The organism is Bradyrhizobium sp. CCGB20 (genome assembly GCF_024199855.1).
Taxonomy (GTDB): Bacteria; Pseudomonadota; Alphaproteobacteria; order Rhizobiales; family Xanthobacteraceae; genus Bradyrhizobium.
In genome coordinates this window covers 5,694,044-5,716,084 of the sequence record NZ_JANADN010000001.1, presented here as the reverse complement: position 1 = coordinate 5,716,084, position 22,041 = coordinate 5,694,044, and the positions used below count along the sequence as shown (strand labels likewise).

Sequence of the window (22,041 nt, the reverse complement as noted above, 5' to 3'; positions counted from 1 at the left end):
GTCATTGCGAGCGCAGCGAAGCAATCCAGAAATCATCCGCGGAGTGATTCTGGATTGCTTCGTCGCTGCGCTCCTCGCAATGACGGAGAGGAGGCCGATTACGGCTCCTCTTTCCTTGCCTTCGCCACCTGCGCCGGTGTCACCAGCGGCGCGGCGTTGCCCCAGGAATTGCGGATGTAGTTCGTCACGGCGGCGATCTCATCGTCGGACAATTGCTTGGCATAGGGCGGCATCTCGCCGGTGTTGGGCGCGCGAGGCGTCGTCACGGTGTGGGCGCCGTCGAGCATGATGCGCAGGGCGGAGGACGGATTGACCGATTGCAGCAGCGCGTTGCCGGGCAGCGGCGGATAGATGCGCGGGCTGCCTGTGCCATCGGCTTCATGGCAGGCGATGCAGAGTTTTGCGTAGACGGCCTGGCCCGCCTTCATCTCGGCATCATCGGGCGGCGTCACGATCGTTTCGCGCCGCGACGACGGGAGGCTCTTCAGATAGATCGCGATCGCTCGCGCATCGGCATCGCTCATCTTCGAGGTCGAGTTGACGACCACCTCCGCCATCAGCCCGCCGGCATGGCTCTTGGCGTTGCGACCGCTCTGCAGATACTCGGTGATGTCCTCGACGCTCCACGACTTCAGCCCGGTCCGCGCGGCGCCGTCGAGCCGCGGCGCGAACCAGCCGCCGACCGCGTTGCCCGAGAGCGCCTGCGCCTGTTTGTCCGCGCCAAAATAGTTCTTCGGCGTGTGGCAGGCGCCGCAATGTCCGAGCCCGGTGACGAGATAGCCGCCTCTGTTCCACGCCGCGCTCTGGCTCTGGTCCGGCTCGAACAGGCCGGGCTTGAAATACATGGCGTTCCAGATCCGCATCAGGCCGCGATAGCCGAACGGCCAGCGCAGTTCCGGCGGCTTGTTGCGACTCGCCACCGGCGCCAGCGATCCGAGATAGGCCCGGATCGCCAGCGTGTCGTCCTTCGTCATCCGCGTGAAGTAGGGATAGGGGAAGGCCGGGTAATAGTTCGAGCCGTCAGGTGCGATGCCGGTGCGCACCGCGCGGGTGAAATCGGCGTCGGTCCAGGCGCCGATCCCGGTGTCGCGGTCCGGCGTCAGATTCGGCGCGTAGATCGCGCCGAAGGGCGTATCGATGCGCTTGCCGCCCGCGAACGGTTTTGCCGGATCGGCGGTGTGGCAGCCCGCACAGTCGCCGGCTTCGACCAGTGTCTTGCCGTAGGCGATCAGCTCGGGCGATGGCTCGGCGGCGCGGGCCGCGCTCGCAACTGCACTGCACAACGCGACAACAGCCAGAATCATCCGCATCGAAAGCCTCTCCTGCGACCAATCGCCCGGATAGGAGCCTCACGTCGTTTCGCGACGGCGGGGGTATGGTGACACAAATTGAAAATGCGTGATGCCTTTGCAGCCACGAAATTGCGATTTTTACCCGGCGCTTCCTTTGGTCCAGATTTGTGATGCGGAGCGTTAAATATCCGACATAGAGTGGCGCAGGTGGTCGGCGCGCCCTAGCTAAAAACAATGGGCTGGCAACGGCTTAAGTGGCAAGACCTGAACAGGGCGTTGAAAAGAGGACAACATGGGCATCAACCAGGGTCCGATCAGTCTCGATCAAAAATACACCCAGGAAACCGGACACGTCTTCACCACGGGCATCCAGGCCCTGGTTCGGTTGCCGATGGCCCAGATCCGGCGCGATCGCGCCAATGGCCTCAACACCGCGGGCTTCATTTCCGGTTATCGCGGCTCGCCGCTCGGCGGCTACGACCAGCAGCTCTTCGCCGCCCGCAAGCATCTCGAGCAGTACAACATCAAGTTCCAGCCCGGCGTGAACGAGGATCTGGCGGCGACCGCGGTGTGGGGCTCGCAGCAGCTCAACCTCTCGCCCGGCGCCAAATATGATGGCGTCGTCGGCATCTGGTACGGCAAGGGCCCCGGCGTCGACCGCTGCGGCGACGTGTTCCGCCACGGCAATGCCGCCGGCTCCGCCAAGAATGGCGGCGTGCTGTGCCTCGCTGGCGACGATCACGGCGCGAAATCCTCGACCGTCCCGCATCAGTCCGACCACGCCTTCATGTCGGCGCTGATGCCGTATCTTTATCCCTCCAGCATCCACGAGATGATCGAGATGGGCCTGCTCGGCATCGCGATGTCGCGCTACTCGGGTTGCTGGGTCGGCATGAAGGTGATCACCGAGACGGTGGAGACCACCGCCGAGATCGACCTCACCGACGAGATGAAGCCCTTCATCATCCCTCCGGATTTCGAGCTGCCGCCCGGCGGCCTCAATCTCCGCTGGCCCGACGACCGCTTCGAGCAGGACCGTCGCCTCCAGGACTACAAGGGCTTTGCCGCGATCGCCTTTGCGCGCGCCAACAAGGTCAACCGCGTCACGATGGACTCGCCGAACGCCCGCTTCGGCATCATGGCGTCGGGCAAGAGCTACGAGGACGTGCGGCAGGCGCTGCGCGAGCTCGGCATCACCGAAGAAGTCGCCGCCAAGATCGGCTTGCGCCTCTACAAGATCGGCATGCCCTGGCCGCTGGAGCCGGAAGGCGTGCGCCAGTTCGCGGTCGGCCTCGAGGAAATCTTCATCATCGAAGAGCGCCGCGAGATCGTCGAGAACCAGGTCAAGCAGGAGCTGTTCAACTGGCGCGACGACGTCCGTCCGCGCATCGTCGGCAAGATGGACGAGCACGACAAGCGCTTCCTGACCTTCTCCGCGGAGCTCAGCGTTGCCTCGCTTGCGACCTCGCTCACCGAGCGCCTGCTTCGACTTAATCTCAATCCCGAGATCGCGGAGATGCTCCGCGCCAAGGCCGACTGGTTCAACGGCCGTCAGGCCAGTCAGATGCAGGCGACAGCGCCTGTCTCCCGCACCCCGTATTTCTGCTCCGGCTGTCCCCACAACACCTCGACCAAGGTCCCTGAAGGCAGCCGTGCGCTCGCCGGCATCGGCTGCCACTTCATGGCGCTGTGGATGGACCGCTCGACCGAGACCTTTACGCATATGGGCGGCGAGGGCGTGCCGTGGGTCGGCATCGCGCCGTTCACCAACGAGAACCACATTTTCGCGAACCTCGGCGACGGTACCTATTTCCATTCGGGTCTTCTCGCGATCCGGCAGGCGGTCGCGTCCAAGACCAACATCACCTACAAGATCCTCTACAACGACGCCGTCGCCATGACCGGCGGCCAGCGCCATGACGGCGATCTCTCGCCGCAGCAGATCACCTTCCAGCTCCACGCCGAGGGCATCCGCGAGATCTACCTGGTCTCCGAAGCGCCGGATGCCTATCCGGCCGACACCATCGCGCCCGGGGTGAAGCTGTATCATCGCGACGAGCTGCAGGACGTGATGAAGATGTGCCGCGACTACAAGGGCACTTCCGCCATCGTCTTCGTGCAGACCTGCGCCGCCGAGAAGCGCCGCCGCCGCAAGCGCGGCCTGATGGAAGATCCGGCACGGCGCGTCATGATCAATCCGGCCGTCTGCGAAGGCTGCGGCGACTGCTCGGTGCAGTCGAACTGCATCTCGGTCGAGCCGCTCGAGAGCGAGTTCGGCCGCAAGCGCGCCATCAACCAGTCGTCCTGCAACAAGGACTATTCCTGCGTGAAGGGTTTCTGCCCGTCCTTCGTCACCGTGGACGGCGGCAAGCCGCGCCACCGCGCGCCGGCCGATCTCTCTGATATCGGCGCGATTGCGGAGCCGGCTTCGCGTCCCGCGCTAGACAAACCCTACAACATCGCCGTCGGCGGCGTCGGCGGCACCGGCGTGCTCACTATTGGTGCGCTGCTCGGCATGGCCGCCCATATCGAGGGCAAGGCCTCGATGATCCTCGACATGTCCGGTCTTGCGCAAAAGGGCGGCGCGGTGCTCAGCCACGTGCGGCTATCAGATCATCCCGCCGAGGTGACGTGCTCGCGCATCGTCACGGGCACGGCCGACGTGGTGCTCGCCGCCGACGAGGTCGTCGCGGTCGCCAAGGACACGATCTCGCTGTGCGACACCAGCCGCACCCGCGGCATCATCAACAGCCACGTCATTCCGACCGCCGACTTCGTCCTCAACCGCGATTTCAACTTCCAGACCCGCAAGCTGAACGGGCTGCTGGAAACGGCGCTGCACAAGGACTCCGTCTTCTTCGACTTCACCAAGCCGGCCGAGCAGCTGCTCGGCGACAGCATCGCCACCAACATGATGATGATGGGTTATGCCTATCAGAAGGGGCTCTTGCCGCTCTCCGCGGAGTCGATCGAGCAGGCGATCGAAGTCAACGGCGTCTCGATCAAGATGAACAAGGAAGCCTTCCGCCTCGGCCGCCTCGCGGTCGCCGATCCCGCCCGCCTCGCCGAGATGCTGAAGGGGACGGACGAGGTGGTCGCGCCGAAGACGCTCGACGCCATGACGCTCGACGAGGTCATCGAGCATCGCGCCAAGCATCTCGCCGCCTACCAGAATGGCCGCCTCGCAAAACGCTATCGCAAGCTGATCGACCAGGTTCGCGATGCCGCGAAGCAGGGCGGTTATGACGATGCACTGCCGCGCGCGGTCGCGGTGAACTACGCCAAGCTGCTGGCCTACAAGGATGAATACGAGGTCGCGCGCCTTTACAGCGACGGCGCCTTCGAGCAGCAGCTCCGCGACCAGTTCGAGGGTGACTTCAAGTTCAGCTTCAACCTCGCCCCGCCGATCCTCGGCGGTGGCCTCGACGCGCTGGGACGCCCGAAGAAGCGCGCCTTCGGCCCGTGGATGCTGAAGGCCTTCCGCGTGCTGGCGAAATTCAAGTTCCTGCGCGGCACGCCGCTCGACATCTTCGGCCGCAGCGCCGACCGCAAGCTCGAGCGCGACCTGATCGTCGGCTACGAGAAGGACGTCTCGACCGTGCTCGGCCTGCTGTCGCCGGTCACGATCGACACCGCGGTAGAATTGCTGTCGCTGCCCGACCGTATCCGCGGCTACGGCCCGGTGAAGGAGAAGGCGGTAGCCGATGCGAAGGCCCGCTACGCCCAGCTCGCCGCCGACCTCGCGAGTCCGCCGCCGGCGCCAAGGCAGATCGCGGCGGAGTAGGGCAGCTTCGTAGCCCGGGTGAGCGAAGCGATACCCGGGACAGTTAGCGAAGTCCCCGATGTCGCTTCGCTCATCCGGGCTGCAGCCACTTCTCCGTCCGTGGAAACCAAAGAGGTGGGTTACGCCAGCGGACTGCGCTCTGCGCAGCCGCTCGCTAACCCACCCTACGATTTTCCCTTGAAAATCAACCGCCGCTCTACTGTGCATGGGGTTGTTTTCGTCAAAAAAGAAATCCGCTTGTTCCGTCGGGCAAAACACCTTTAGGATATTGTTCGTCGCGGCCACCGACGTCAGCGTCTAGACGCCGTCATTGCGAGCGCAGCGAAGCAATCCAGTCTGCTGCCGCGGCGGGATTCTGGATTGCTTCGCTTCGCTCGCAATGACGGTGAGGGAGCGGAGCAAGCTCCACTTGCGCCAAGCCGCTGCTCTCTCGCCCGACGGAATATTTCCGCGCTTGCCAACAAGGCCACCGCGGTTCAGAAAAAAGAGCCAAGAAGAAACGCGAGCGGAGACCTCTGTTTTGACCATCAAGGGCAAGGCCTACATTGCCGGGATCTACGAACACCCGACCCGGCATGCGCCGGACAAATCCACCGCCCAGCTCCATGCCGAGGTCGCCAAGGGCGCGATCGAGGATGCCGGGATCAGCAAGGACGATGTCGATGGCTATTTCTGCGCGGGCGACGCGCCCGGCGGTGCCTGGCCGATGGTCGATTATCTCGGCCTGAACACCAAAAAACTCCGTCATGTCGATTCCACCGAGACCGGTGGCTGTTCCTACATCATCCATCTCGGCCATGCGGCCGAGGCCATCGCGGCGGGCAAGTGCTCGATCGCGCTGATCACGCTGGCCGGCAAGCCGCGCACCGGCGTGATGCCGCCGCGCGCAGCGGGTGCCGAGGTCGATTTCGAGTCCGCTTACGGCGCGACCACGCACAATGCCTATGGCATGTGTGCCATGCGCCATATGCACGACTATGGCACCACGAGCGAGCAACTCGCCTGGATCAAGGTCGCGGCCTCGCATCACGCGCAATACAATCCGCATGCGATGCTCAAGGACGTCGTCACCGTCGAGGACGTCCTGAACTCGCCGATGATCTCCGATCCGCTGCATCGCATGGATTGCTGCGTCGTCTCCGACGGCGGCGGCGCGCTGATCGTGACGACGCCCGAGATTGCGAAGAGCCTGAAGAAGCCGCTGGTCAAGCTGATCGGCCATGGCGAGGCGATGAAGGGCCCGCGCGGCGGCAAGGATCTCGATCTCACTTACTCCGCCGGGATCTGGTCCGGCCCGCGCGCCTTCGAGGAAGCCGGCATCACGCCGAAGGATATCAAGTACGCCTCGATCTATGACAGCTTCACCATCACCGTGCTGATGCAGCTTGAGGACCTCGGCTTCTGCAAGAAGGGCGAGGGCGGCAAGTTCGTCGCCGACGGCAACCTGATCTCCGGCGTCGGCAAGCTGCCGTTCAACACCGACGGCGGCGGCCTCTGCAGCAACCATCCCGTCAACCGCGGCGGCATGACCAAGATCATCGAGGCCGTCAGGCAGTTGCGCGGCGAGGCGCATCCGAAGGTGCAGGTCAAGAATTGCGATCTCGCCATCGCTCACGGCACCGGCGGCCTTTTGGGTGTTCGCCACGCCGCCTCGACGGCCATTCTGGAGCGCGTGTGATGAGCGAAGCGAAGAAGTATCCCGCCCCGGTGACCAATCCGGAAACCGCGGCGTTCTGGGACGCGGCCAAGCAGGGCAAGTTCATGATCAAGCGCTGCACGGCGTGCGGCGAAGCGCACTACTTCCCGCGTTCGATCTGCCCGTTCTGCTACTCCGACAAGACGGTGTGGGAGGAGGCTTCGGGCGATGGCACGATCTACACGTATAGCCTGATGCGGAAGTCGCCGACCGGTCCCTATGCCATCGGCTACGTCACGCTGAAGGAGGGACCGTCGGTGCAGACCAATTTCGTCGACTGCGATCTCGAGAAGCTGAAGATCGGCCAGAAGGTGAAGGTGGTGTTCAAGCCGACCGATGGCGCCCCGCTGCCGTTCTTCACGCCGGCCTGATTGCTTTCTTCCTTCTCCCCTTGTGGGAGAAGGTGGCGCGAAGCGCCGGATGAGGGGTCTCTCTCCGCGGAGAGATTGTTCACTGCGGAGGCAACCCCTCACCCAAACGAGTTTGCCGCACGGCTCTCGCGGCCCTCTCCCACAAGGGGAGTGGGCACATTAACGAGCGCCGCTGCTCGCTGAGAGAAATGCCGGGAGGAAACCAGAAAAATGTCCGCCAGATACGAAGAACTCAAGGGCCTGAAAAACATCGGCCAGAAATACGCTTATGGCGATCGCGAGGTGATGCTCTATGCCTATGGCATCGGGCTAGGCGCCGATCCCATGGACGAGAAGGAGCTCGCCTTCGTCAACGAGGGCACGCTGACGCCGCGTCCGCTCAAGGTGGTGCCGACGTTCGCGTCGGTTGCGGCGTGGGGCTCGGGCCCCGGCGAGATGAACCTCAACCGCGTGATGGTGGTCGACGGCGAGCGCGACATCACCTTCCACCAGCCGCTGCCGGTCGCGGCCAACATCACGGCGGACTCCTCCGTTGTCGAGGTCTACGACAAGGGCAAGGACAAGGGTGTCGTCATCAGCCATCAGACCGTGCTGAAGAACGAGAAGGGCGAGAAGCTCGCAACGCTGGTTGCTTCGCGCTTCGCCCGCGGCGACGGCGGCTTTGGCGGGCCGAACCTGACCCAGCCCGATCCGCACAAGATCCCCTCGCGCGCGCCCGACAAGACCATCGACATCGTCACGCGCCCCGATCAGGCGTTGGTCTACCGCCTCTGCGGCGACCGCAACCCGCTGCACTCCGATCCCGAGTTCGCCAAGAAGGCCGGCTTCCCGCGTCCAATCCTGCACGGCATGTGCACCTACGGCATCACCTGTCGCGGCGTGCTCCAGACCTATGCCGACTACGACGCGAGCGCGTTCCGCCAGCACGTCGCGCGGTTCTCCTCGCCAGTCTATCCCGGCGAGACCGTGACCATGGACCTCTGGAAGGACGGCAACACGATCTCGTTCGAGGCCAAAGTGAAGGCGAGGGGCGTCACCGTGATCAAGAACGGCAAGTCGGTGTTGGGTTAGCCCCCGCTGTCATTCCGAGGCGCGCGAAGCGCGAACTATGGTGCGCAATTGCGCACCTGAGAATCTCGCGCCACAACCTCTGGATTCCGGGTTCAGCGCTGCGCGCTGCCCCGGAATGACAATAATAAAACAGGGAGAAGCCACCATGGGACTACTCGACGGCAAGGTTGCGCTGATCACCGGCGCGGGCGGGGGGCTCGGTGAGGCCTACGCAAAGCTGTTCGCGCGGGAAGGGGCGTCGGTCGTCGTCAACGACCTCGGCGGGCCTCGCGACGGCTCCGGCGCCGACAAGTCGATGGCGCAGCTTGTGGTGGACGCGATCAAGGCCGAGGGCGGCAAGGCGGTCGCCAACGGCGCCGACATCTCCACCATGGAGGGCGGCCAGTCGGTGTTCGACGACGCCATCAAGCACTTTGGCCGCGCCGATATCCTGGTGAACAACGCCGGCATCCTCCGTGACCAGACCTTCGCAAAAGCCTCGGAGTCGGACTGGGACAAGGTGATCAAGGTGCACCTGAAGGGTACCTTTTGTTGCACCATGCCGGTGTTTCGCTGGATGCGGGAAAACGGCGGCGGCGTCATCGTCAACACCTCCTCGACATCAGGGCTGATCGGCAATTTCGGCCAGACCAATTACGGCGCCGCCAAGGGCGGCATCTGGGGCCTGTCCAACGTGCTGGCGATCGAAGGCCGGAAGTACAACATCCGGATCTGGACGCTGGCCCCGGGCGCCCTGACCCGCATGACCGCAGACCTGCCCCGCTATAAGGAGAACCCCGGCGCGGCGCTGGGGCCGGACGGCATCGCGCCGGCCGTGCTATACATGGTCAGCGACTTGTCGGGCGACCAGACCGGCAAGGTGCTGGGCGTGTCCGGGCCCCGCGGCGTGCGCGAAATGCGGATGATGGAAATGGAAGGCTGGAAACCGCCGCATTCGGGCTGGAAGGCCCAGGACGTCGTTGAGCATGCCAAGGAGATCTTCTTCTCCGAGGAGCAGATCAAGATGGGGGCGCGGCGGTTTTAGGCCATGGTCGTTCCGTGGACGGCTCTGCGAGCCGCCCCGGAATGACGAAACAGAGGATACAAGGACTGATGAAACTTACCGCCGACGCCAAGGGCACCTTCGCAATCGCGCCGACGCCGTTCCACGACGATGGCCGGATCGACGAGCGCTCGATCGACCGCCTGACCGATTTCTACGAGGAGGTCGGCTGCGACGGCGTCACGGTGCTGGGCATCCTCGGTGAGGCGCCGAAGCTCGATGCCGCCGAGGCCGAGCAGGTCGCGGTGCGCTACGTCAAGCGCGCCAAGAAGATGCAGGTGATCGTCGGTGTCTCCGCGCCGGGCTTTGCCACCATGCGTTCGCTGGCGAAGGCTTCGATGGACGCGGGCGCGGCCGGCGTCATGATCGCGCCGCCGCCCTCGCTCCGCACCGACGACCAGATCATCGGCTATTTCAAGCAGGCAGCCGAGGCGATCGGCCCGGATATTCCCTGGGTGCTCCAGGACTATCCGCTCACCCTCTCGGTGATCTTCACCCCCGCGGCGATCCGCAAGATCGTGATGGACAATCCGAACTGCGTGATGCTGAAGCACGAGGATTGGCCGGGCCTCGAGAAGATCTCGACCCTGCGCGGCTTCCAGAAGGACGGCTCGCTGCGTCCGCTCTCGATCCTCTGCGGCAATGGCGGCACGTTCCTCGATTTCGAGATGGAGCGCGGCGCCGACGGTGCGATGACCGGCTACGCCTTCCCGGAGCTTCTGATCGACGTCGTGAACCTCTCCAAGGCCGGCAAGCGCGATGCGGCACATGACATCTTCGATGCGCATCTGCCGCTGATCCGCTACGAGCAGCAGCCGGGCGTCGGCCTGACCGTGCGCAAATACGTGCTCCAGAAGCGCGGCATCATCGCCTCCAGCGCCCAGCGCAAGCCCGGCGCAACGATGACGGCGACGGCAAAGGCCGAGGTCGACTATCTGCTGTCGCGCGTCGCCCGTTTCGACAAGCGTGCCAATCTCGGCCCGCAATCCAGCGCTGCAGGTTAACTGAATGCCCGAGACATCAGCATCACGCCCGGCCTCGACGATCCTCCTGCTCCGTGACGGCGCCAAGGAAGTCGAGATCTTCATGATGGTCCGCCATCATCAGATCGAGTTCAACTCGGGCGCGCTGGTGTTTCCCGGCGGCAGCGTCGACGCCGGCGATCAGGAGATCGTCAAGCGATCCGACCTGTATTCGGGCGGCGAAGGCCTGAGTGATGCGGATCGCGGTTTTCGGATCGCCGCGATCCGCGAGACCTTTGAGGAGAGCGGCATTTTGCTGGCGCGCTCGAAGGACTCGAACACGCCGATCGACGCCAGGCGCGCCGGCGAGATCGCAGATAGCCATCGCGTCGCGCTCAACGAGCACAAGGTCAGCTTCCTGAGCATTTTGGCCGACAATGGCCTCCAGCTCGCGCTCGACACGCTGGTGCCTTACGCGCACTGGATCACGCCGGAGGGCATGCCGAAGCGGTTCGACACCTGGTTCTTCCTCGCGGCCGCGCCGTCCGACCAGCTCGGTGCTCACGACGGTCGAGAGTCCACCGACTCGATCTGGCTGTCGGCGCGCGAAGCCGTGGAGGGCGGCGAGAGCGGCCGCTTCAAGCTGCCGTTCCCGACCACGCGCAATCTGATCCGGCTCGCCAAGCAGGGCAGCGTGAAGGCCGCGCTCGACCATGCCAAGGGCATGTCGATCGTCACGGTGATGCCGGTGATGACCAAGACCGACACCGGCCGACAGCTCCGCATTCCCCGCGAAGCCGGCTATGACGGCGAGGTGTTCGAGGTCGGCGCGGTCGGCTAGGACACTTCGACATCGAGCGAAGTATTGCCGCGCGTGGACGCGCTAGGTTCCGTCCCTGACAACGGAACGGAGCGCGCGCCATGGACAACCGGCAGGATACCAGCGTTGCCGTAGAGCTGGCGCTGCTGGTCGCGTTAGCAACGCTCTGGGGCGGCTCCTACACCTTCATCAAGCTCGGCGTCGCCACCATTCCGCCGATCACGTTGATCGCGGCGCGGACGACGATAGCCGGTGTGCTCCTGCTGGTCGTCATGTGGGCGCGGGGCATCACGATGCCGACGGACGTCGCGACCTGGCAGCGCTTCGCATTCCAGGCCGTCCTCAACAGCGTCATCCCCTGGACGCTGATCGCCTGGGGCGAGCGCCATATCGATGCCGCGCTCGCCACCATCCTCAATTCGGCTGGGCCGATCTTCACCTTCCTGCTCACGGCGGTCGTGACCCGGCACGAGGCGACGACCCCGCGAAAACTGTTCGGCGTCGTCGCCGGGATGGCCGGCATCTTGCTGATCGTCGGCGTCGATGCCTTCCACGACATCGGCAGCGGCCTCGTCGCGGAGGCGGCCATTGTCGCCGCGACGATCTGCTACGCCTGTGCCGCGATCTTCGGCCGCAGCTTCAAGGGCCTCGATCCCATGGCGCCCGCGGCCGGCTCGCTGCTGGCGGGCGCGGCAGCGCTGATCCCGGCCTCGCTGATCGTCGAACAGCCCTGGACGCTGTCGCCCTCGCTGAGTTCCGTGCTGGCGCTGCTCGCGCTGGCCGTGTTCTCGACTGCGGCGGCGTTCGCGATCTACTTCCGCCTGATCCAGACCCTGGGCTCGGTCGGCACCACCGCGCAGGCTTACTTGCGCGTGCCCATCGGGGTCGCCATCAGTGTCGCCTTCCTCGGCGAGACCCTGAGCCGGACCGCCTGGATCGGCCTTGCCTGCGTCGTCCTCGGCGTCGCCGCCATGACCATCCCGGCCCGGCGGCCCGTCAGCGTCAAAACGTCATGATCGGGAGGGGAGGAGCGCGGTCGGCCCACAATATTAAGGATATTGGGCGGCCCCAGGCATGTTCCCCCGGGGCCGCAATACGTCGTATATTGGGCTACCAGTAGCCCGGTCCTCAAAGCCAAATGTCCGCCGAATTGACGCCGACCCCTGAGAAAAAGCGAACATTCTCGCTCTCCATCGGCCAGCTCACCTTCGGCAGCTTCCTCCTGGTGCTGGCGGTGATCATCGTCACCTCGACGGCGAGCGTGATCGCGATCCGGCACATCGACACGACCTTTGCCGAGTTGCAGCGGCTCCAGAGCGTCGGCGACCTCGCCGAGGACATCGACCGCCGCATGAACGAGCTGCGCCTCGCGGCGCGCGACTTCGTTACCGACCCCGGTGCCGGCACCCAGTTCAAGCAGGTGGGCGAGGCGGCCTCGACGCTCAGCGACATCCTGAAGAAGACCCGCATCGAGCTCGCGCCCGAGCAGCAGGACATGATCGACGGGGTCACCGAGCGCCTCGCGACCTACCGCAACGGCCTCGAGCGGATCTCGACCCTGATCGACCGCCGCGCCCAGCTGCTCGCCGGCCTGCCGCCGCTGCGCGACCGGTTCGACGTGGCCGTCGGAGCCACGGCGGACCGCGAGCTGGCCTCCCGTCTGTCGGAGGCGCAGAGTCGGATCGCGCTCGGACTGCTCGCGCGCAACCCTTCCGCGGCCGAGCAGGCCGCGCAGAGCATGCGGGCGATGGATATCCCAGACAGCCAGCTGAAGTCGGCCGTCAACGACTACGCCGAGGCGATCATGGCCGTGGCCGTCCGCGAACGGCAGATCGCCGATATCGACCGCGAGGTGCTGGGCACTGAGGGCCGCCTGATCGGCCGCGTCACGGAACTCCTGCGCGAGGTCAGCGCCAGGCGCGGTCACGTGCTGTCGCGCGACTTCGCCCGCACGCTGACGGAGGCGCGGTGGCAGAGCATCGCGCTCGGCTCCATCGGCGTGCTGATCGGCATTCTCGCGGCGGGCTTCGTGGTGCGGCGGACGGTCCGCCCGCTCGCCCAGATCGCACGGTCGATCCGCGCGCTCGCAGCCGGCGAGAAGAACACCTCGATCCCGTCGGCCGACCTCGATAACGAGATCGGCGACATCGCGCGCGCGGCCGAAGTGTTCCGCCGTGCGCTGGAGGAGGCGGACACCGCGCGCGAAGCCGCGGTGCGGGCGCTGACCGAGCAGCGCCTAGCCGAAGAGAGCTACCGCAAACTGTTCGAGGGTTCGGTCGACGGCATCTATGTCACGACGCCGGCCGGCGATCTCCTCAACGCCAATCCGGCGCTGGCGCGGATGATGGGCTATGACAGCCCGCAGCAGCTCATCGACAGCATCAACGACATCGCCCACACCATCTACGTCCATCCCGAGGCGCGCGACGAATATCAGAGGCTGATGGCGCGCGACGGCATCGTGCGCGAGTTCGAGTACCAGGTGCGCCAGCGCAGCGGCAACATCCTGTGGCTGTCCGACAGCGCCACGGGCGTGCGGGACGAGGCGGGCAACATCGTGCGCTACGAGGGTACGCTGCGCGACATCACCGACCAGAAGCGGGCGGAAGACGCCATCGCCGAAGGCCGGCGCCTGCTCCAGCAGGTCATCGACACCGTGCCCGCGGTCATCAACGTCAAGAACCGCGACCTGCGCTATGTGCTGATGAACCGTTACATGGCCGGCATCTTCGGCATCGAGCCCGGCGATGCGCTCGGCCGCACCACGGCGGACCTGATGTCCCGCTACGGCGCGGCCAAGTCCGACGAGAGCGACAAGAGGGTGCTCAAGCTTCGAAAAGGTCTCGGGTTCTACGAGGAGGAGTACAAGGATTCCGGCGGCAACATGCGGCAATGGCTGGTCAACAAGCTGCCGCTGCTCGATGCCGAAGGCGAGATCGAGCGGATCGTCACCGTGGCGCTGGACATCGGCGAGCGCAAGCGCGGCGAGCAGGAGATGCGTAAAGCCAAGGAATCCGCCGAGACGGCGTTGCGCAATTTGCGCGAGACCCAGGCCTCGCTGATCGAGGCGGAGAAGCTCGCCGCGCTCGGACGGCTCGTCGCCGGCGTCGCGCATGAAGTCAACAATCCCGTCGGCATCAGCCTCACGGTCGCATCCGCGCTGGAGCGCAAGACCGCGATGTTCACCTCCGAAGTCGAGCGCGGCGAGCTCCGTCGCTCCACGCTCAACGACTTCCTCAACACCAGCCGCGACGCGTCCTCGCAGCTCGTCTCCAATCTGAACCGCGCCGCCGAGCTGATCCAGTCGTTCAAGCAGGTCGCGGCCGACCGCAACTACTCGGACCAGCGCAGCTTCGATCTCGGCGACCTCACCGAGCAGGTGGTGATGAGCCTGCGGCCGGGCCTGCGCAAGCACAATCTGACGCTCAACGTCGAGTGCCAGCCGGAGCTGACCATGAACAGCTATCCCGGCCCGTACGGCCAGGTGTTGACCAACCTGTTTCTCAATTCGGTGGCGCATGCCTTCCCGGACGGCCGGCCGGGGACCATCGACATCCAGGTGCGGGCGTCCGGCAAGGACAATGTCGAGATCATCTTCTCCGACAACGGCTGCGGCATGTCGCTCGACGTTCGCCGCCGCGCATTTGACCCGTTCTTCACGACGAGACGCGACCAGGGCGGCACCGGCCTCGGACTGCACATCGTCTACAGCATCGTCACCAACCGGCTCGGCGGGCGGCTCGATCTCGATTCCGAGCCGGGCGAGGGGACGCGCATCCAGATCATCCTGCCGCGCACGGCGCCGCTCGAGCAGGCAGCAGAGTAGGCTAGTCAGCCTCTGCGAGCTTGTGCAGGGTGGCGTTGAAAATCAGGCTGGCCTTGCCGACGAGCGCCGTTCCCGTCATCTCCGCGCGAGTATCCGTGTAGGTCCCGCTGACGCCGATGCCGACCGGCGCCGGGCCGCCGAACAGCGGATTGTCATTGCCCCGAGGCGAGGTGTGCCGTTGCACCAGCACCTCGCCCTTGAAGGTGTTGTTGTCCTTCGCCACGTAGCTGCCGGTGTAATAGAGGTAGGCATCGCCGCCAAGAATCTTGCCGTCGCGAAAAAGAATTACGCCGCTGCCCTTGCCGACTCGACCATCGAGCAGGTTCACGTGAATCGAATAGAGGCCGTTCTTCATAACGTCCCACAGGCCGGCCAGCATCGCCCAATAGCGTAACCGGTAGGGCTTTTATGCCAAAGCGCGTTCAAGCGCGCAACGCGGCAGTTTGCCGGCCGCCGGTGCGATCCTGCCGCCGCGAGCCGTAGTTGTCCCGGCTTGTCTGTGACACCACCATGACGGTCTGATCATGACGCGGGGCCAGTCGTTGCGAATCAAGTTGGCCCGCGAAATGCATAACCATTGTTGCACTGGCCGCGGGGTGCTGGAGCAAGACAAACGTGAGCAACTGGATCGATTCCGGCGGCGATGAGCCGCGTCCGTACAGTGTGCGTCCCACGATTTGCGAAACACAACGGCAGACTGGCGCACCAAGCTGGCGAAGCGTGGCGAGCCTCGCTTGCGCCTCGGCCTTGATCGCACTCGCAGCCCCCTTGGGGCACGCGCGCGACCGCGGCCAGTTCGTCAACACCAATGCCGAATTGAAGGCATGGTTCGACGGACTGCGCAGCGGCAAGGGGCCCTGCTGCTCCGATGCCGACGGCTCGGCGCTCTCGGACAGCGACTGGGAGAGCAAGGACGGACACTATCGTGTCCGCATCCCGCGCCTGGGTCATGTGCCCGACGGCCAGCAGCAGGAGCTCGTCTGGGTTGACGTGCCGGAGGAGGCCGTCATCTCGGAGCCGAACCGGGTCGGGCGCACCATGGTGTGGCCGATCTACGGCTACGCGGGCGTCGCCATCCGCTGCTTTATGCCCGGTAGCATGACTTAGCCGGGCGATCGCACGCCCGGCTTGTCGGCGACATCAGATGCGGCGCCGCGTCAGGTGTATTTCTTGTCGCGCTCGAGCAGCTCGATGGAGATGCCCTCGGGACCGCGGATGAAGCAGATGCGCACGCCGGGGCGGATCGTGGTCGGCTCGCGCGTGAAGGTGACGCCCTTGGCCTTGATCTCGGCCGCGACGGCGTCGATGTCCTTCACGGTGAGACCGAAATGGTCGAGGCCCTGATGCGGGTGCGGCGGCGCCGGGTTGACTTCGTTGTCACCCTCGAGCGGCGCGATGAAGATTTTTGCGCCGCCGAGATTCACGTCGATCCGTCCCGGCGCGCGCACGACCTCGCCGCCGAGGATGTCGCGCAGCCACGCCGCAGTGGCCTCCGGATCGGGGCTGCGCAGGTGGACGTGATCCCAAGTGACGACGACTGGCATTTCATTCTCTCCCAACGGGGTCTTCGATGTTGCAGCGCATGTTAGCGGCCCCGGCCGGTGATCGCCACCGTCCTTGCCGATTCGCAACTGCGGGAACCTTAGTTCGTCTCCTGGATTAGGGTAAGCAGTGGCCGAGGCTGTCGTACGAGCGTCGGCCGCGATCGGTGGCGCAACCATGAAAGCCAGGTTTGACCGGATTGGGCTTGGACGTTTCGCCGGGAGCAGCGAGCGCCTCGCGCGGGCCGTGACGATCGCGAGCGTCTCGTTTGGCCGAGGCCTGCTCTGGCTACTGGCGGCGATCGTCGTCGGCTGCGGCGTGTGGATGTTGCTGCCGCTTTCCAAAGGCAACAGCGCCGAGCCGATGAAGTCTGACGTGGCGACCGTCGAACCTGCCACCCCTGGCGATGCGGCAGCCGTGGTCTCGCCCATAACCCAGGCTCAGGCTCCAGCTGCGGCGGAGCTCGATGGCCTCAGAATTTCATCGCAGACCTGGCGCCGTGGCGGGCTCGGCTCGAAGGCGCTGGTGACCTTCACGCTGCGAAACGACAATGACTATGCCGTAAAGGATCTGGAGATTGTCTGCGCGTTCACGCGGCGCGATGGCAGTCATCTCACCGACCGCAGCCGCGTGCTTGCCGACACTGTAACGATGAAGAGCCGCAAGACCTTTGCGCGTATCGCTGTCGGCTTCATCAACGTTAATGCCGATCAGGCGAAATGTTCGGTGGTCGCGGCACGGCGCGCGTAAGGGCCGCAGCCTCCGGTAGCGGAAAAGTTACTGTCCCCGGGGCTTGGTCGAAAAACTTGGCGTTGCCATTTGAACCTAGGGCCGGGTGCAGGAACCAATCAAAGGATCGCCTGTTGAAGGCGAAGAGCCCACGCGGGGATGCGGGGGGCGGAGCGCGGCCAATGCCCATTTTCAGGTATTTCGTTTTCGTCGGTGGAGCCTTGCTCGCACTGCTGTTCGCGGCAGATTACGTTCTGCCATCGCAACCGGTCGCACAGGCCGTTGCCACCGCAAGCAACGACCAGCCCCTGATCCGGATCCGGTCAGATCGCCATTTGCCGGAGCGTGTCGTGCTCGACACCAGCCAGCCGACGATTGCCGCGCCCGCCGTGAAGACAGCCGCGGTCGTTGCGCCGCAGCCGCCGGAGGCGGTGTCGCCGGCGCTGGCCGAGATGTCGGCCAAGGCGCGTGTGCGCGAGACTTTTGCCCAGTTCACGCCGGCCCCGAAGGCCGATGCCGCCAGGAAGACCGACGCCAGGCCGCAAGTCCAGGCACAGGCCCAGCTCCCTCAAACCCAGGTTCCGCAGATCCAGGCGCAGCCCAAGCGCAAGGTCGTGAGGGCCCATCCGGCGCCGCAGCAGGGCCGGCCGATGATGCTGGTGGCCCAGCAGCCGCATTTCGGTCTCTTCAACTCCACCTGGTGAGAGCGGCCTCCGACCCGTCTCGAAACGAGACGGGAGGGCTTTTTATTGGTCAGTCTCTCTGCTAATTCGAACCCATCCGAACGCCGCGGCCCGGTGCTGGCTTGCCCAGCACCGCCAGGTGACGTTTGGTGACCGCCCGTGATCCGGGCCGGGGCGCTCGTAGCTCAGCTGGATAGAGCATCGGATTTCGATTCCGAGGGTCGGAGGTTCGAATCCTTCCGAGCGCGCCACTTGTCAGGCCGGAGCCTCGAGGCCCGGCCGCCTCAATCCGCCGGTTCCCTTACTTGCCCTGGATCTTCAGCCCATTGGGGCCGACATTGATCTGGAGGCCGTCGGGCTGCTTTTTCGCCTGATAGAGATTGTAGCCGAGCACCGCTGCCGTGACGGCCAGAGCGCCGATGATCAGAAACAATAGATTGCGGCTGATGGACATTCTTTTCCCTGAACCATTTCGTTGACGGCGAGAAAAAGCCCCGCGCGTGGATGCGCGGGGCTCTTCGGTGCGCCACCGGGGGCTGGCTGGCGGCACACTTCTCGGACTTGCTAATGCGGTCCGAAGGGACTGGTTCCGTCGCGGCCCGACGCGGGGGTGCAGGCCCGTGCGATCGGCGTTGCGCGCGTGATGTCAGCTTGCGGAGAAACTGGTATGCCGGGCCCGTGCCAGCGTGTCCGACGGTGCCTCGTGGAAGGTCGCGCGGTAGGCGGCGGCAAACTCGCCGAGGTGATGAAATCCCTGGGCGCGCGCGCATGTGGCGACCGTCGCGCCGCCGCCCTTGAGGAGCCGCGAGCGCGTGGCCCACAGCCGCTTCAGCCGGATGTATTGATGCAGGCTCATGCCGCACACCTTGCTCACCGCGCCGCCGAGCGTCCGGACCGAGACGCCGAATTCACCGGCGAGATTGGCCGTGTAGATCGGAGCGGTCGGATAGGCTGCGACGTAATCGTCGATCTGCCGCACGAGCCTGGCGGATCGCGCGCCTGCACTCGGGGCGCTGCGCTCCGACAGCGGGTCGATCTGAAACAGGTCGTCGAAGGCGAGCAGCAGGCCTTCCTGGAGATGCGCGGCGACTTCCGTGGTTTCGAACATGTGCGGCTCGACCGACGCGGTCCGCAGGATGTCTTGCACGAGCTGCCGCGCATAGAGGTGAGCGGCGGGGTCCGCCAGGCGAACCCATAACGCATCGGCGCGATCGAACCAGCCGCGATCCTTGAGCGTGGGCGAGAACATGATCAGCGCGTGGTAATTGGTCTGATGCTCGACGAAATGGCAGTGATGATTGCCGCGCAAGGCGATGAAAATGCGCGAGTCGAGATCGATCCCGCTCGAGCTCGCCCGCAGATCGTCGGTCATCGGCAGGATCACCATGCCGCCCGGTGCGCGGTAGGTGGAATCGAGGATCCGCGCAAACGACCTCGCCACGATGATCCGGCACCCCGGCAGGTTCACGATCGCGCGGGCTGCTGCGAAATTGGCGACGTCGAGCGGAATGCTGCGGGCATCTTCCATCGACTCGGCCGGCCGAAACGCGTCGACATCGGTGAACCGGACCAACTGGAGGGCGGAGGAGGGAGCGAGGGCGTCGAAGAACATGCTTCTGGCCGGATGCTGAAATGTGACAATTAAATGAATATCGATACATCGCCATCAATGGCGAAACATGATGATTCAGTAAACCGGATTCCGGGCAGTAGTATTGCGGACATCATGCCAAGAGGCTGGCTCGATCGATGTCACCGTCAACGGTCTCGGCTCATCGGCAGCCCGGAGGTGAGGTCGATGAAATGGAGCCGCGTGCAGGCGGGGCAGGCGAAGGACTCGAAGCTCCGCCCTTCCGGCCTCCGCCCCTCAAACCCTGGCTGCTTCTCGAGGTGCGTCTGCACATTCATGCCCGTCTGGGGGCATCGGAAAACGATGAAATCCGCCATCGACGTAGAATGACGGCACGGCGAATTTCATCTTTGATCTAGATCAGTTTTGGAATCGCTCCACGCAAATTGCAATCTCGCAAATGCGAAGGGGCCCGAAGGCCCCTTCAAAAATCACCAGCGGCGATAGCGTGGCCCGTAATAGCGAGGCCCGTAGTAGCGAGGCCCATACCCGTAATACCGGGGGCCGTAGTACGGCCGCGGCCCGTAGTACCCATAGTAGTTCGGGCGCCAGAAACAGCGTCCCCAAGCGTCGCAGACCATGCGGACCTGCTCGACGTCGGAGACCTGCGGCACCGCAGGTGCGGGCGCGATAGGCATGGCGGAGGCCGCCGACGATGCCGCGAGGGCACCGACCAAGGCACCGAACAGGGATGCGGCGACGAGGCCAATCTTAGGATTCATGATGTCTTCCTCTGCTTACGCAATAAAGGATATCGAAGTTGTTCTGATCAAATTGTGGCGGAGCCGAAATGTAATGCTGATGAACAAATCTTCAGCCAGTTTCGCCGCAGGCCTGACCTTTCGCTCCGCCAGACTATCCCAGGTTCGCGCGGGTGACCAATGCTGCGCTTTCGTTGGCGTTGCTTGGCAAGACATCGCCGCCATCCTTGATCCTGCGCAATTCACGGGTCGGGCTTCGTCTCTAATCTTTCCGTTATGGCCAGCCTTTCGAGGAATTCGAAGAGCAGGCTTGCGAAACTGCCTGGAGCTGCGCAATGGACAAGATGAGAATAGACAAGGGTGACTGGCTGGTCGTGTGCGACGGGCGCAAGGCGCTCATTCTGGAAAACCTCGGCGACGAGATGTTTCCGAACCTCCACACCCGGGAGGTGCACGAGCAGCCCAATCCCTCGACCAGTGCGCAGGGGACCGATGCGCCCGGCCGGCTGAATGCCGCCGTCGGCGGCGCGCGCAGCTCGGTCGAGCAGACCGATTGGCACGATGAGGCCGAGCGCGCCTTTCTGCGGAGCCTGGCCGGACGGCTTGATGCCGCGGTCAGTGCGGGCGAGACCTCGGCGCTGACCATGGTGGCCTCACCACGCGCGCTCGGCATGATCCGTGCCGATTATTCGGACGTCGTGCGCAAAGCGCTCCAGGGCGAGGTCGGCAAGGACCTCGTCAAGCTGCCGGTCTACGAGATCGAGAAGCAATTGCTGCTGTCGGGGGCCGCCGGATAGCTGCACCCGCAGAGGACGCGCGGCGCCCCTCAGTAGCAGGGGTGCCGGCGGCGGTCCTGGCCGATGTAGGTGGCCGAGCCCTGGTAGCAATGGTTGGTCGACGGGCCGTCGTAAAGGGCGAAGGTGCCGGGGGTGATGCCGGGGCCGTAATTGTGCAGATAGCTGATCGGATAGGGCAGCGGGTTGGTGTAGTAGCGGTGGTACCGGTGGTGCCCCCGCGCCTCCGCGACGGCAGGGGCGAGGATTGCAGCCGACAGGGCAGCAACCGCGGCTACAAGCTTCAACGTGCTCATCTCGATTCTCCGGAACCCGCGCGAATAGGACAGCTGTTTATAGCCATTTCGGGCCGCCGGGGCACCCGTCCGGCGCCCGGAAATCGGGGGCGATCCCGCAGATTCCCGGGTGGGTGTGACAGAATTGCCCGATATGGGGCCGAAGGCTGCCCATTTTTGGCCTTTTCGGGATGCTTAACGAATTCCCCACACAAGTATGACCAAAGAGAATTCGCTTAAGAATCCTGTTGCCGGCCCTTTGGGGGTCCTTCGAGGCCGGTCCATTCCTGAAGGCATCTGCCGTCACGCACCATGCGCATCACGCTTTTGAGCCTGCTGTTGCTCTCCGTCGCCGCCGCCACGCCGGCGCGCGCCGAGCTGCACATTACCCGCGACCACGGCGGCTATGTCGAGGAGTACAAGGCCAAGTACAAGCGGGTCCGCGAGAAGGGTGAGCGCGTCATCATCGACGGCATCTGCAACTCGGCCTGCACCCTGGTGCTCGGCATCGTGCCGATGAACAAGATCTGCGTGACGCCGCGCGCGAGCCTCGGCTTCCACCAGGCCTATTACGACAAGGCCTTCACCTTCGGCATCAAGGTCACCAGCGCGGAGGGGACGTCCGACCTGATGTCCTACTACCCGGACACGGTGAAGGACTGGATTCGCCGCAATGGTGGGCTCACCACCGACATGAAGAAGATCAAGAACGGTGTCGAGCTCTGGAAGATCATCGACCCCTGTCCGGAAGAATGGTGAGCAGCTGAGCTGAACGCCGTCGTCCGTCGCAGCGCAGCATCGCCGACGACGAAAACGCGTCGCA

The 22,041-nt window shown here is 64.7% G+C and carries 22 protein-coding genes and 1 tRNA gene; 15 read left to right on the top strand and 8 right to left on the bottom strand.

The genetic code is table 11. The features are described 5' to 3' along the window. Nucleotides 1-98: 98 nt before the first annotated feature. On the bottom strand, nucleotides 99-1,310 hold the full coding sequence (locus NLM15_RS26725; protein WP_254120404.1) for a cytochrome c: 1,212 nt from the start codon (nucleotides 1,308-1,310) through the stop codon (nucleotides 99-101). Nucleotides 1,311-1,584: 274 nt separating this feature from the next. On the opposite strand from NLM15_RS26725, the gene NLM15_RS26720 reads away from it, so the two are divergent. From NLM15_RS26720 to NLM15_RS26680, 9 genes are all read left to right on the top strand, one after another. Beyond that, complete coding sequence (locus NLM15_RS26720; protein ID WP_254120403.1) at nucleotides 1,585-5,076, top strand: indolepyruvate ferredoxin oxidoreductase family protein; 3,492 nt, start codon at nucleotides 1,585-1,587, stop codon at nucleotides 5,074-5,076. A gap of 520 nt (nucleotides 5,077-5,596) precedes the next feature. Then, nucleotides 5,597-6,754 carry a thiolase domain-containing protein gene (locus tag NLM15_RS26715; RefSeq protein WP_063682799.1) on the top strand — a complete coding sequence of 386 codons (1,158 nt, stop codon included), beginning with the start codon at nucleotides 5,597-5,599 and terminating at the stop codon, nucleotides 6,752-6,754. Then, entirely contained in the window at nucleotides 6,754-7,143 is a 390-nt protein-coding gene (locus tag NLM15_RS26710) for a Zn-ribbon domain-containing OB-fold protein (protein ID WP_254120402.1), read from the top strand. Before NLM15_RS26715 ends, NLM15_RS26710 begins: the two co-directional genes overlap by 1 nt. Nucleotides 7,144-7,353: 210 nt before the next feature. Then, entirely contained in the window at nucleotides 7,354-8,214 is an 861-nt protein-coding gene (locus NLM15_RS26705) for a MaoC family dehydratase (RefSeq protein ID WP_254120401.1), read from the top strand. Nucleotides 8,215-8,359: 145 nt separating this feature from the next. Beyond that, nucleotides 8,360-9,238: an SDR family oxidoreductase gene (locus NLM15_RS26700; protein ID WP_254120400.1), complete on the top strand. Its 879-nt coding sequence runs from the start codon at nucleotides 8,360-8,362 to the stop codon at nucleotides 9,236-9,238. 68 nt (nucleotides 9,239-9,306) lie between these two features. After that, on the top strand, nucleotides 9,307-10,260 hold the full coding sequence (locus NLM15_RS26695) for a dihydrodipicolinate synthase family protein (RefSeq protein WP_254120399.1): 954 nt from the start codon (nucleotides 9,307-9,309) through the stop codon (nucleotides 10,258-10,260). A gap of 4 nt (nucleotides 10,261-10,264) precedes the next feature. After that, a complete protein-coding gene (locus NLM15_RS26690; protein WP_254120398.1) occupies nucleotides 10,265-11,059 on the top strand; it encodes an NUDIX domain-containing protein in 795 nt (264 codons plus the stop codon). Nucleotides 11,060-11,139: 80 nt separating this feature from the next. Beyond that, complete coding sequence (locus NLM15_RS26685; protein ID WP_254120397.1) at nucleotides 11,140-12,054, top strand: DMT family transporter; 915 nt, start codon at nucleotides 11,140-11,142, stop codon at nucleotides 12,052-12,054. A 122-nt stretch (nucleotides 12,055-12,176) separates the two neighbouring features. Further along, nucleotides 12,177-14,864 (top strand): PAS domain S-box protein, encoded by a 2,688-nt coding sequence (locus NLM15_RS26680; protein ID WP_254120396.1) that lies wholly within the window; start codon nucleotides 12,177-12,179, stop codon nucleotides 14,862-14,864. Nucleotide 14,865: 1 nt separating this feature from the next. Here NLM15_RS26680 and NLM15_RS26675 read toward each other — a convergent pair whose 3' ends face one another. Further along, nucleotides 14,866-15,219, bottom strand: coding sequence for a GrlR family regulatory protein (locus tag NLM15_RS26675; RefSeq protein ID WP_305887447.1), 354 nt, complete (start codon nucleotides 15,217-15,219; stop codon nucleotides 14,866-14,868). A 260-nt stretch (nucleotides 15,220-15,479) separates the two neighbouring features. On the opposite strand from NLM15_RS26675, the gene NLM15_RS26670 reads away from it, so the two are divergent. Next, the gene (locus tag NLM15_RS26670) at nucleotides 15,480-15,971 is read left to right on the top strand and encodes a hypothetical protein (protein WP_254120394.1); all 492 of its coding nucleotides are present in this window, start codon (nucleotides 15,480-15,482) and stop codon (nucleotides 15,969-15,971) included. Between the two features lie 50 nt (nucleotides 15,972-16,021). On the opposite strand, the gene NLM15_RS26665 is transcribed toward NLM15_RS26670, so the two are convergent. Continuing rightward, on the bottom strand, nucleotides 16,022-16,408 hold the full coding sequence (locus tag NLM15_RS26665) for a VOC family protein (RefSeq protein ID WP_254120393.1): 387 nt from the start codon (nucleotides 16,406-16,408) through the stop codon (nucleotides 16,022-16,024). A gap of 175 nt (nucleotides 16,409-16,583) precedes the next feature. On the opposite strand from NLM15_RS26665, the gene NLM15_RS26660 reads away from it, so the two are divergent. The 3 genes from NLM15_RS26660 to NLM15_RS26650 all read left to right on the top strand — a co-directional run bounded on the left by NLM15_RS26660 (nucleotide 16,584) and on the right by NLM15_RS26650 (nucleotide 18,069). Beyond that, nucleotides 16,584-17,156: a hypothetical protein gene (locus tag NLM15_RS26660; RefSeq protein WP_254124428.1), complete on the top strand. Its 573-nt coding sequence runs from the start codon at nucleotides 16,584-16,586 to the stop codon at nucleotides 17,154-17,156. Nucleotides 17,157-17,317: 161 nt separating this feature from the next. Then, entirely contained in the window at nucleotides 17,318-17,839 is a 522-nt protein-coding gene (locus NLM15_RS26655; protein WP_254120392.1) for a hypothetical protein, read from the top strand. Nucleotides 17,840-17,992: 153 nt separating this feature from the next. Next, nucleotides 17,993-18,069: transfer RNA gene (locus NLM15_RS26650), tRNA-Arg, on the top strand. Between the two features lie 50 nt (nucleotides 18,070-18,119). Here the strand turns inward: NLM15_RS26650 and NLM15_RS26645 are convergent. The 4 genes from NLM15_RS26645 to NLM15_RS26630 form a co-directional block, all read right to left on the bottom strand. Beyond that, nucleotides 18,120-18,272, bottom strand: coding sequence for a hypothetical protein (locus NLM15_RS26645; protein WP_254120391.1), 153 nt, complete (start codon nucleotides 18,270-18,272; stop codon nucleotides 18,120-18,122). 192 nt (nucleotides 18,273-18,464) lie between these two features. Further along, on the bottom strand, nucleotides 18,465-19,430 hold the full coding sequence (locus tag NLM15_RS26640) for a helix-turn-helix domain-containing protein (protein WP_254120390.1): 966 nt from the start codon (nucleotides 19,428-19,430) through the stop codon (nucleotides 18,465-18,467). 146 nt (nucleotides 19,431-19,576) lie between these two features. After that, nucleotides 19,577-19,765, bottom strand: a complete 189-nt coding sequence (locus NLM15_RS26635) for a hypothetical protein (RefSeq protein WP_254120389.1) — start codon at nucleotides 19,763-19,765, stop codon at nucleotides 19,577-19,579. Nucleotides 19,766-19,879: 114 nt separating this feature from the next. After that, nucleotides 19,880-20,170, bottom strand: a complete 291-nt coding sequence (locus NLM15_RS26630) for a hypothetical protein (protein WP_254120388.1) — start codon at nucleotides 20,168-20,170, stop codon at nucleotides 19,880-19,882. Nucleotides 20,171-20,484: 314 nt separating this feature from the next. Here NLM15_RS26630 and NLM15_RS26625 point away from each other — a divergent pair, with 314 nt between their 5' ends. After that, nucleotides 20,485-20,946 carry a host attachment protein gene (locus NLM15_RS26625; protein WP_254120387.1) on the top strand — a complete coding sequence of 154 codons (462 nt, stop codon included), beginning with the start codon at nucleotides 20,485-20,487 and terminating at the stop codon, nucleotides 20,944-20,946. 29 nt (nucleotides 20,947-20,975) lie between these two features. Here the strand turns inward: NLM15_RS26625 and NLM15_RS26620 are convergent, their stop codons facing one another. Further along, entirely contained in the window at nucleotides 20,976-21,239 is a 264-nt protein-coding gene (locus NLM15_RS26620) for a hypothetical protein (RefSeq protein WP_254120386.1), read from the bottom strand. A 291-nt stretch (nucleotides 21,240-21,530) separates the two neighbouring features. On the opposite strand from NLM15_RS26620, the gene NLM15_RS26615 reads away from it, so the two are divergent. Next, nucleotides 21,531-21,977, top strand: coding sequence for a hypothetical protein (locus NLM15_RS26615; protein WP_254120385.1), 447 nt, complete (start codon nucleotides 21,531-21,533; stop codon nucleotides 21,975-21,977). Nucleotides 21,978-22,041 lie beyond the last annotated feature (64 nt).

Bases quoted from the DNA above. Each gene is read 5' to 3' on its own strand.
- NLM15_RS26680 (WP_254120396.1), top strand. From the start codon at position 12,177: ATGTCCGCCGAATTGACGCCGACCCCTGAGAAAAAGCGAACATTCTCG.
- NLM15_RS26655 (WP_254120392.1), top strand. From the start codon at position 17,318: ATGCCCATTTTCAGGTATTTCGTTTTCGTCGGTGGAGCCTTGCTCGCA.
- NLM15_RS26710 (WP_254120402.1), top strand. From the start codon at position 6,754: ATGAGCGAAGCGAAGAAGTATCCCGCCCCGGTGACCAATCCGGAAACC.
- NLM15_RS26635 (WP_254120389.1), bottom strand. From the start codon at position 19,765: ATGGCGGATTTCATCGTTTTCCGATGCCCCCAGACGGGCATGAATGTG.
- NLM15_RS26700 (WP_254120400.1), top strand. From the start codon at position 8,360: ATGGGACTACTCGACGGCAAGGTTGCGCTGATCACCGGCGCGGGCGGG.
- NLM15_RS26620 (WP_254120386.1), bottom strand. From the start codon at position 21,239: ATGAGCACGTTGAAGCTTGTAGCCGCGGTTGCTGCCCTGTCGGCTGCA.
- NLM15_RS26640 (WP_254120390.1), bottom strand. From the start codon at position 19,430: ATGTTCTTCGACGCCCTCGCTCCCTCCTCCGCCCTCCAGTTGGTCCGG.
- NLM15_RS26615 (WP_254120385.1), top strand. From the start codon at position 21,531: ATGCGCATCACGCTTTTGAGCCTGCTGTTGCTCTCCGTCGCCGCCGCC.
- NLM15_RS26685 (WP_254120397.1), top strand. From the start codon at position 11,140: ATGGACAACCGGCAGGATACCAGCGTTGCCGTAGAGCTGGCGCTGCTG.
- NLM15_RS26705 (WP_254120401.1), top strand. From the start codon at position 7,354: ATGTCCGCCAGATACGAAGAACTCAAGGGCCTGAAAAACATCGGCCAG.
- NLM15_RS26665 (WP_254120393.1), bottom strand. From the start codon at position 16,408: ATGCCAGTCGTCGTCACTTGGGATCACGTCCACCTGCGCAGCCCCGAT.
- NLM15_RS26625 (WP_254120387.1), top strand. From the start codon at position 20,485: ATGGACAAGATGAGAATAGACAAGGGTGACTGGCTGGTCGTGTGCGAC.
- NLM15_RS26695 (WP_254120399.1), top strand. From the start codon at position 9,307: ATGAAACTTACCGCCGACGCCAAGGGCACCTTCGCAATCGCGCCGACG.
- NLM15_RS26630 (WP_254120388.1), bottom strand. From the start codon at position 20,170: ATGAATCCTAAGATTGGCCTCGTCGCCGCATCCCTGTTCGGTGCCTTG.
- NLM15_RS26720 (WP_254120403.1), top strand. From the start codon at position 1,585: ATGGGCATCAACCAGGGTCCGATCAGTCTCGATCAAAAATACACCCAG.
- NLM15_RS26725 (WP_254120404.1), bottom strand. From the start codon at position 1,310: ATGCGGATGATTCTGGCTGTTGTCGCGTTGTGCAGTGCAGTTGCGAGC.
- NLM15_RS26675 (WP_305887447.1), bottom strand. From the start codon at position 15,219: ATGAAGAACGGCCTCTATTCGATTCACGTGAACCTGCTCGATGGTCGA.
- NLM15_RS26660 (WP_254124428.1), top strand. From the start codon at position 16,584: ATGAAAGCCAGGTTTGACCGGATTGGGCTTGGACGTTTCGCCGGGAGC.
- NLM15_RS26690 (WP_254120398.1), top strand. From the start codon at position 10,265: ATGCCCGAGACATCAGCATCACGCCCGGCCTCGACGATCCTCCTGCTC.
- NLM15_RS26645 (WP_254120391.1), bottom strand. From the start codon at position 18,272: ATGTCCATCAGCCGCAATCTATTGTTTCTGATCATCGGCGCTCTGGCC.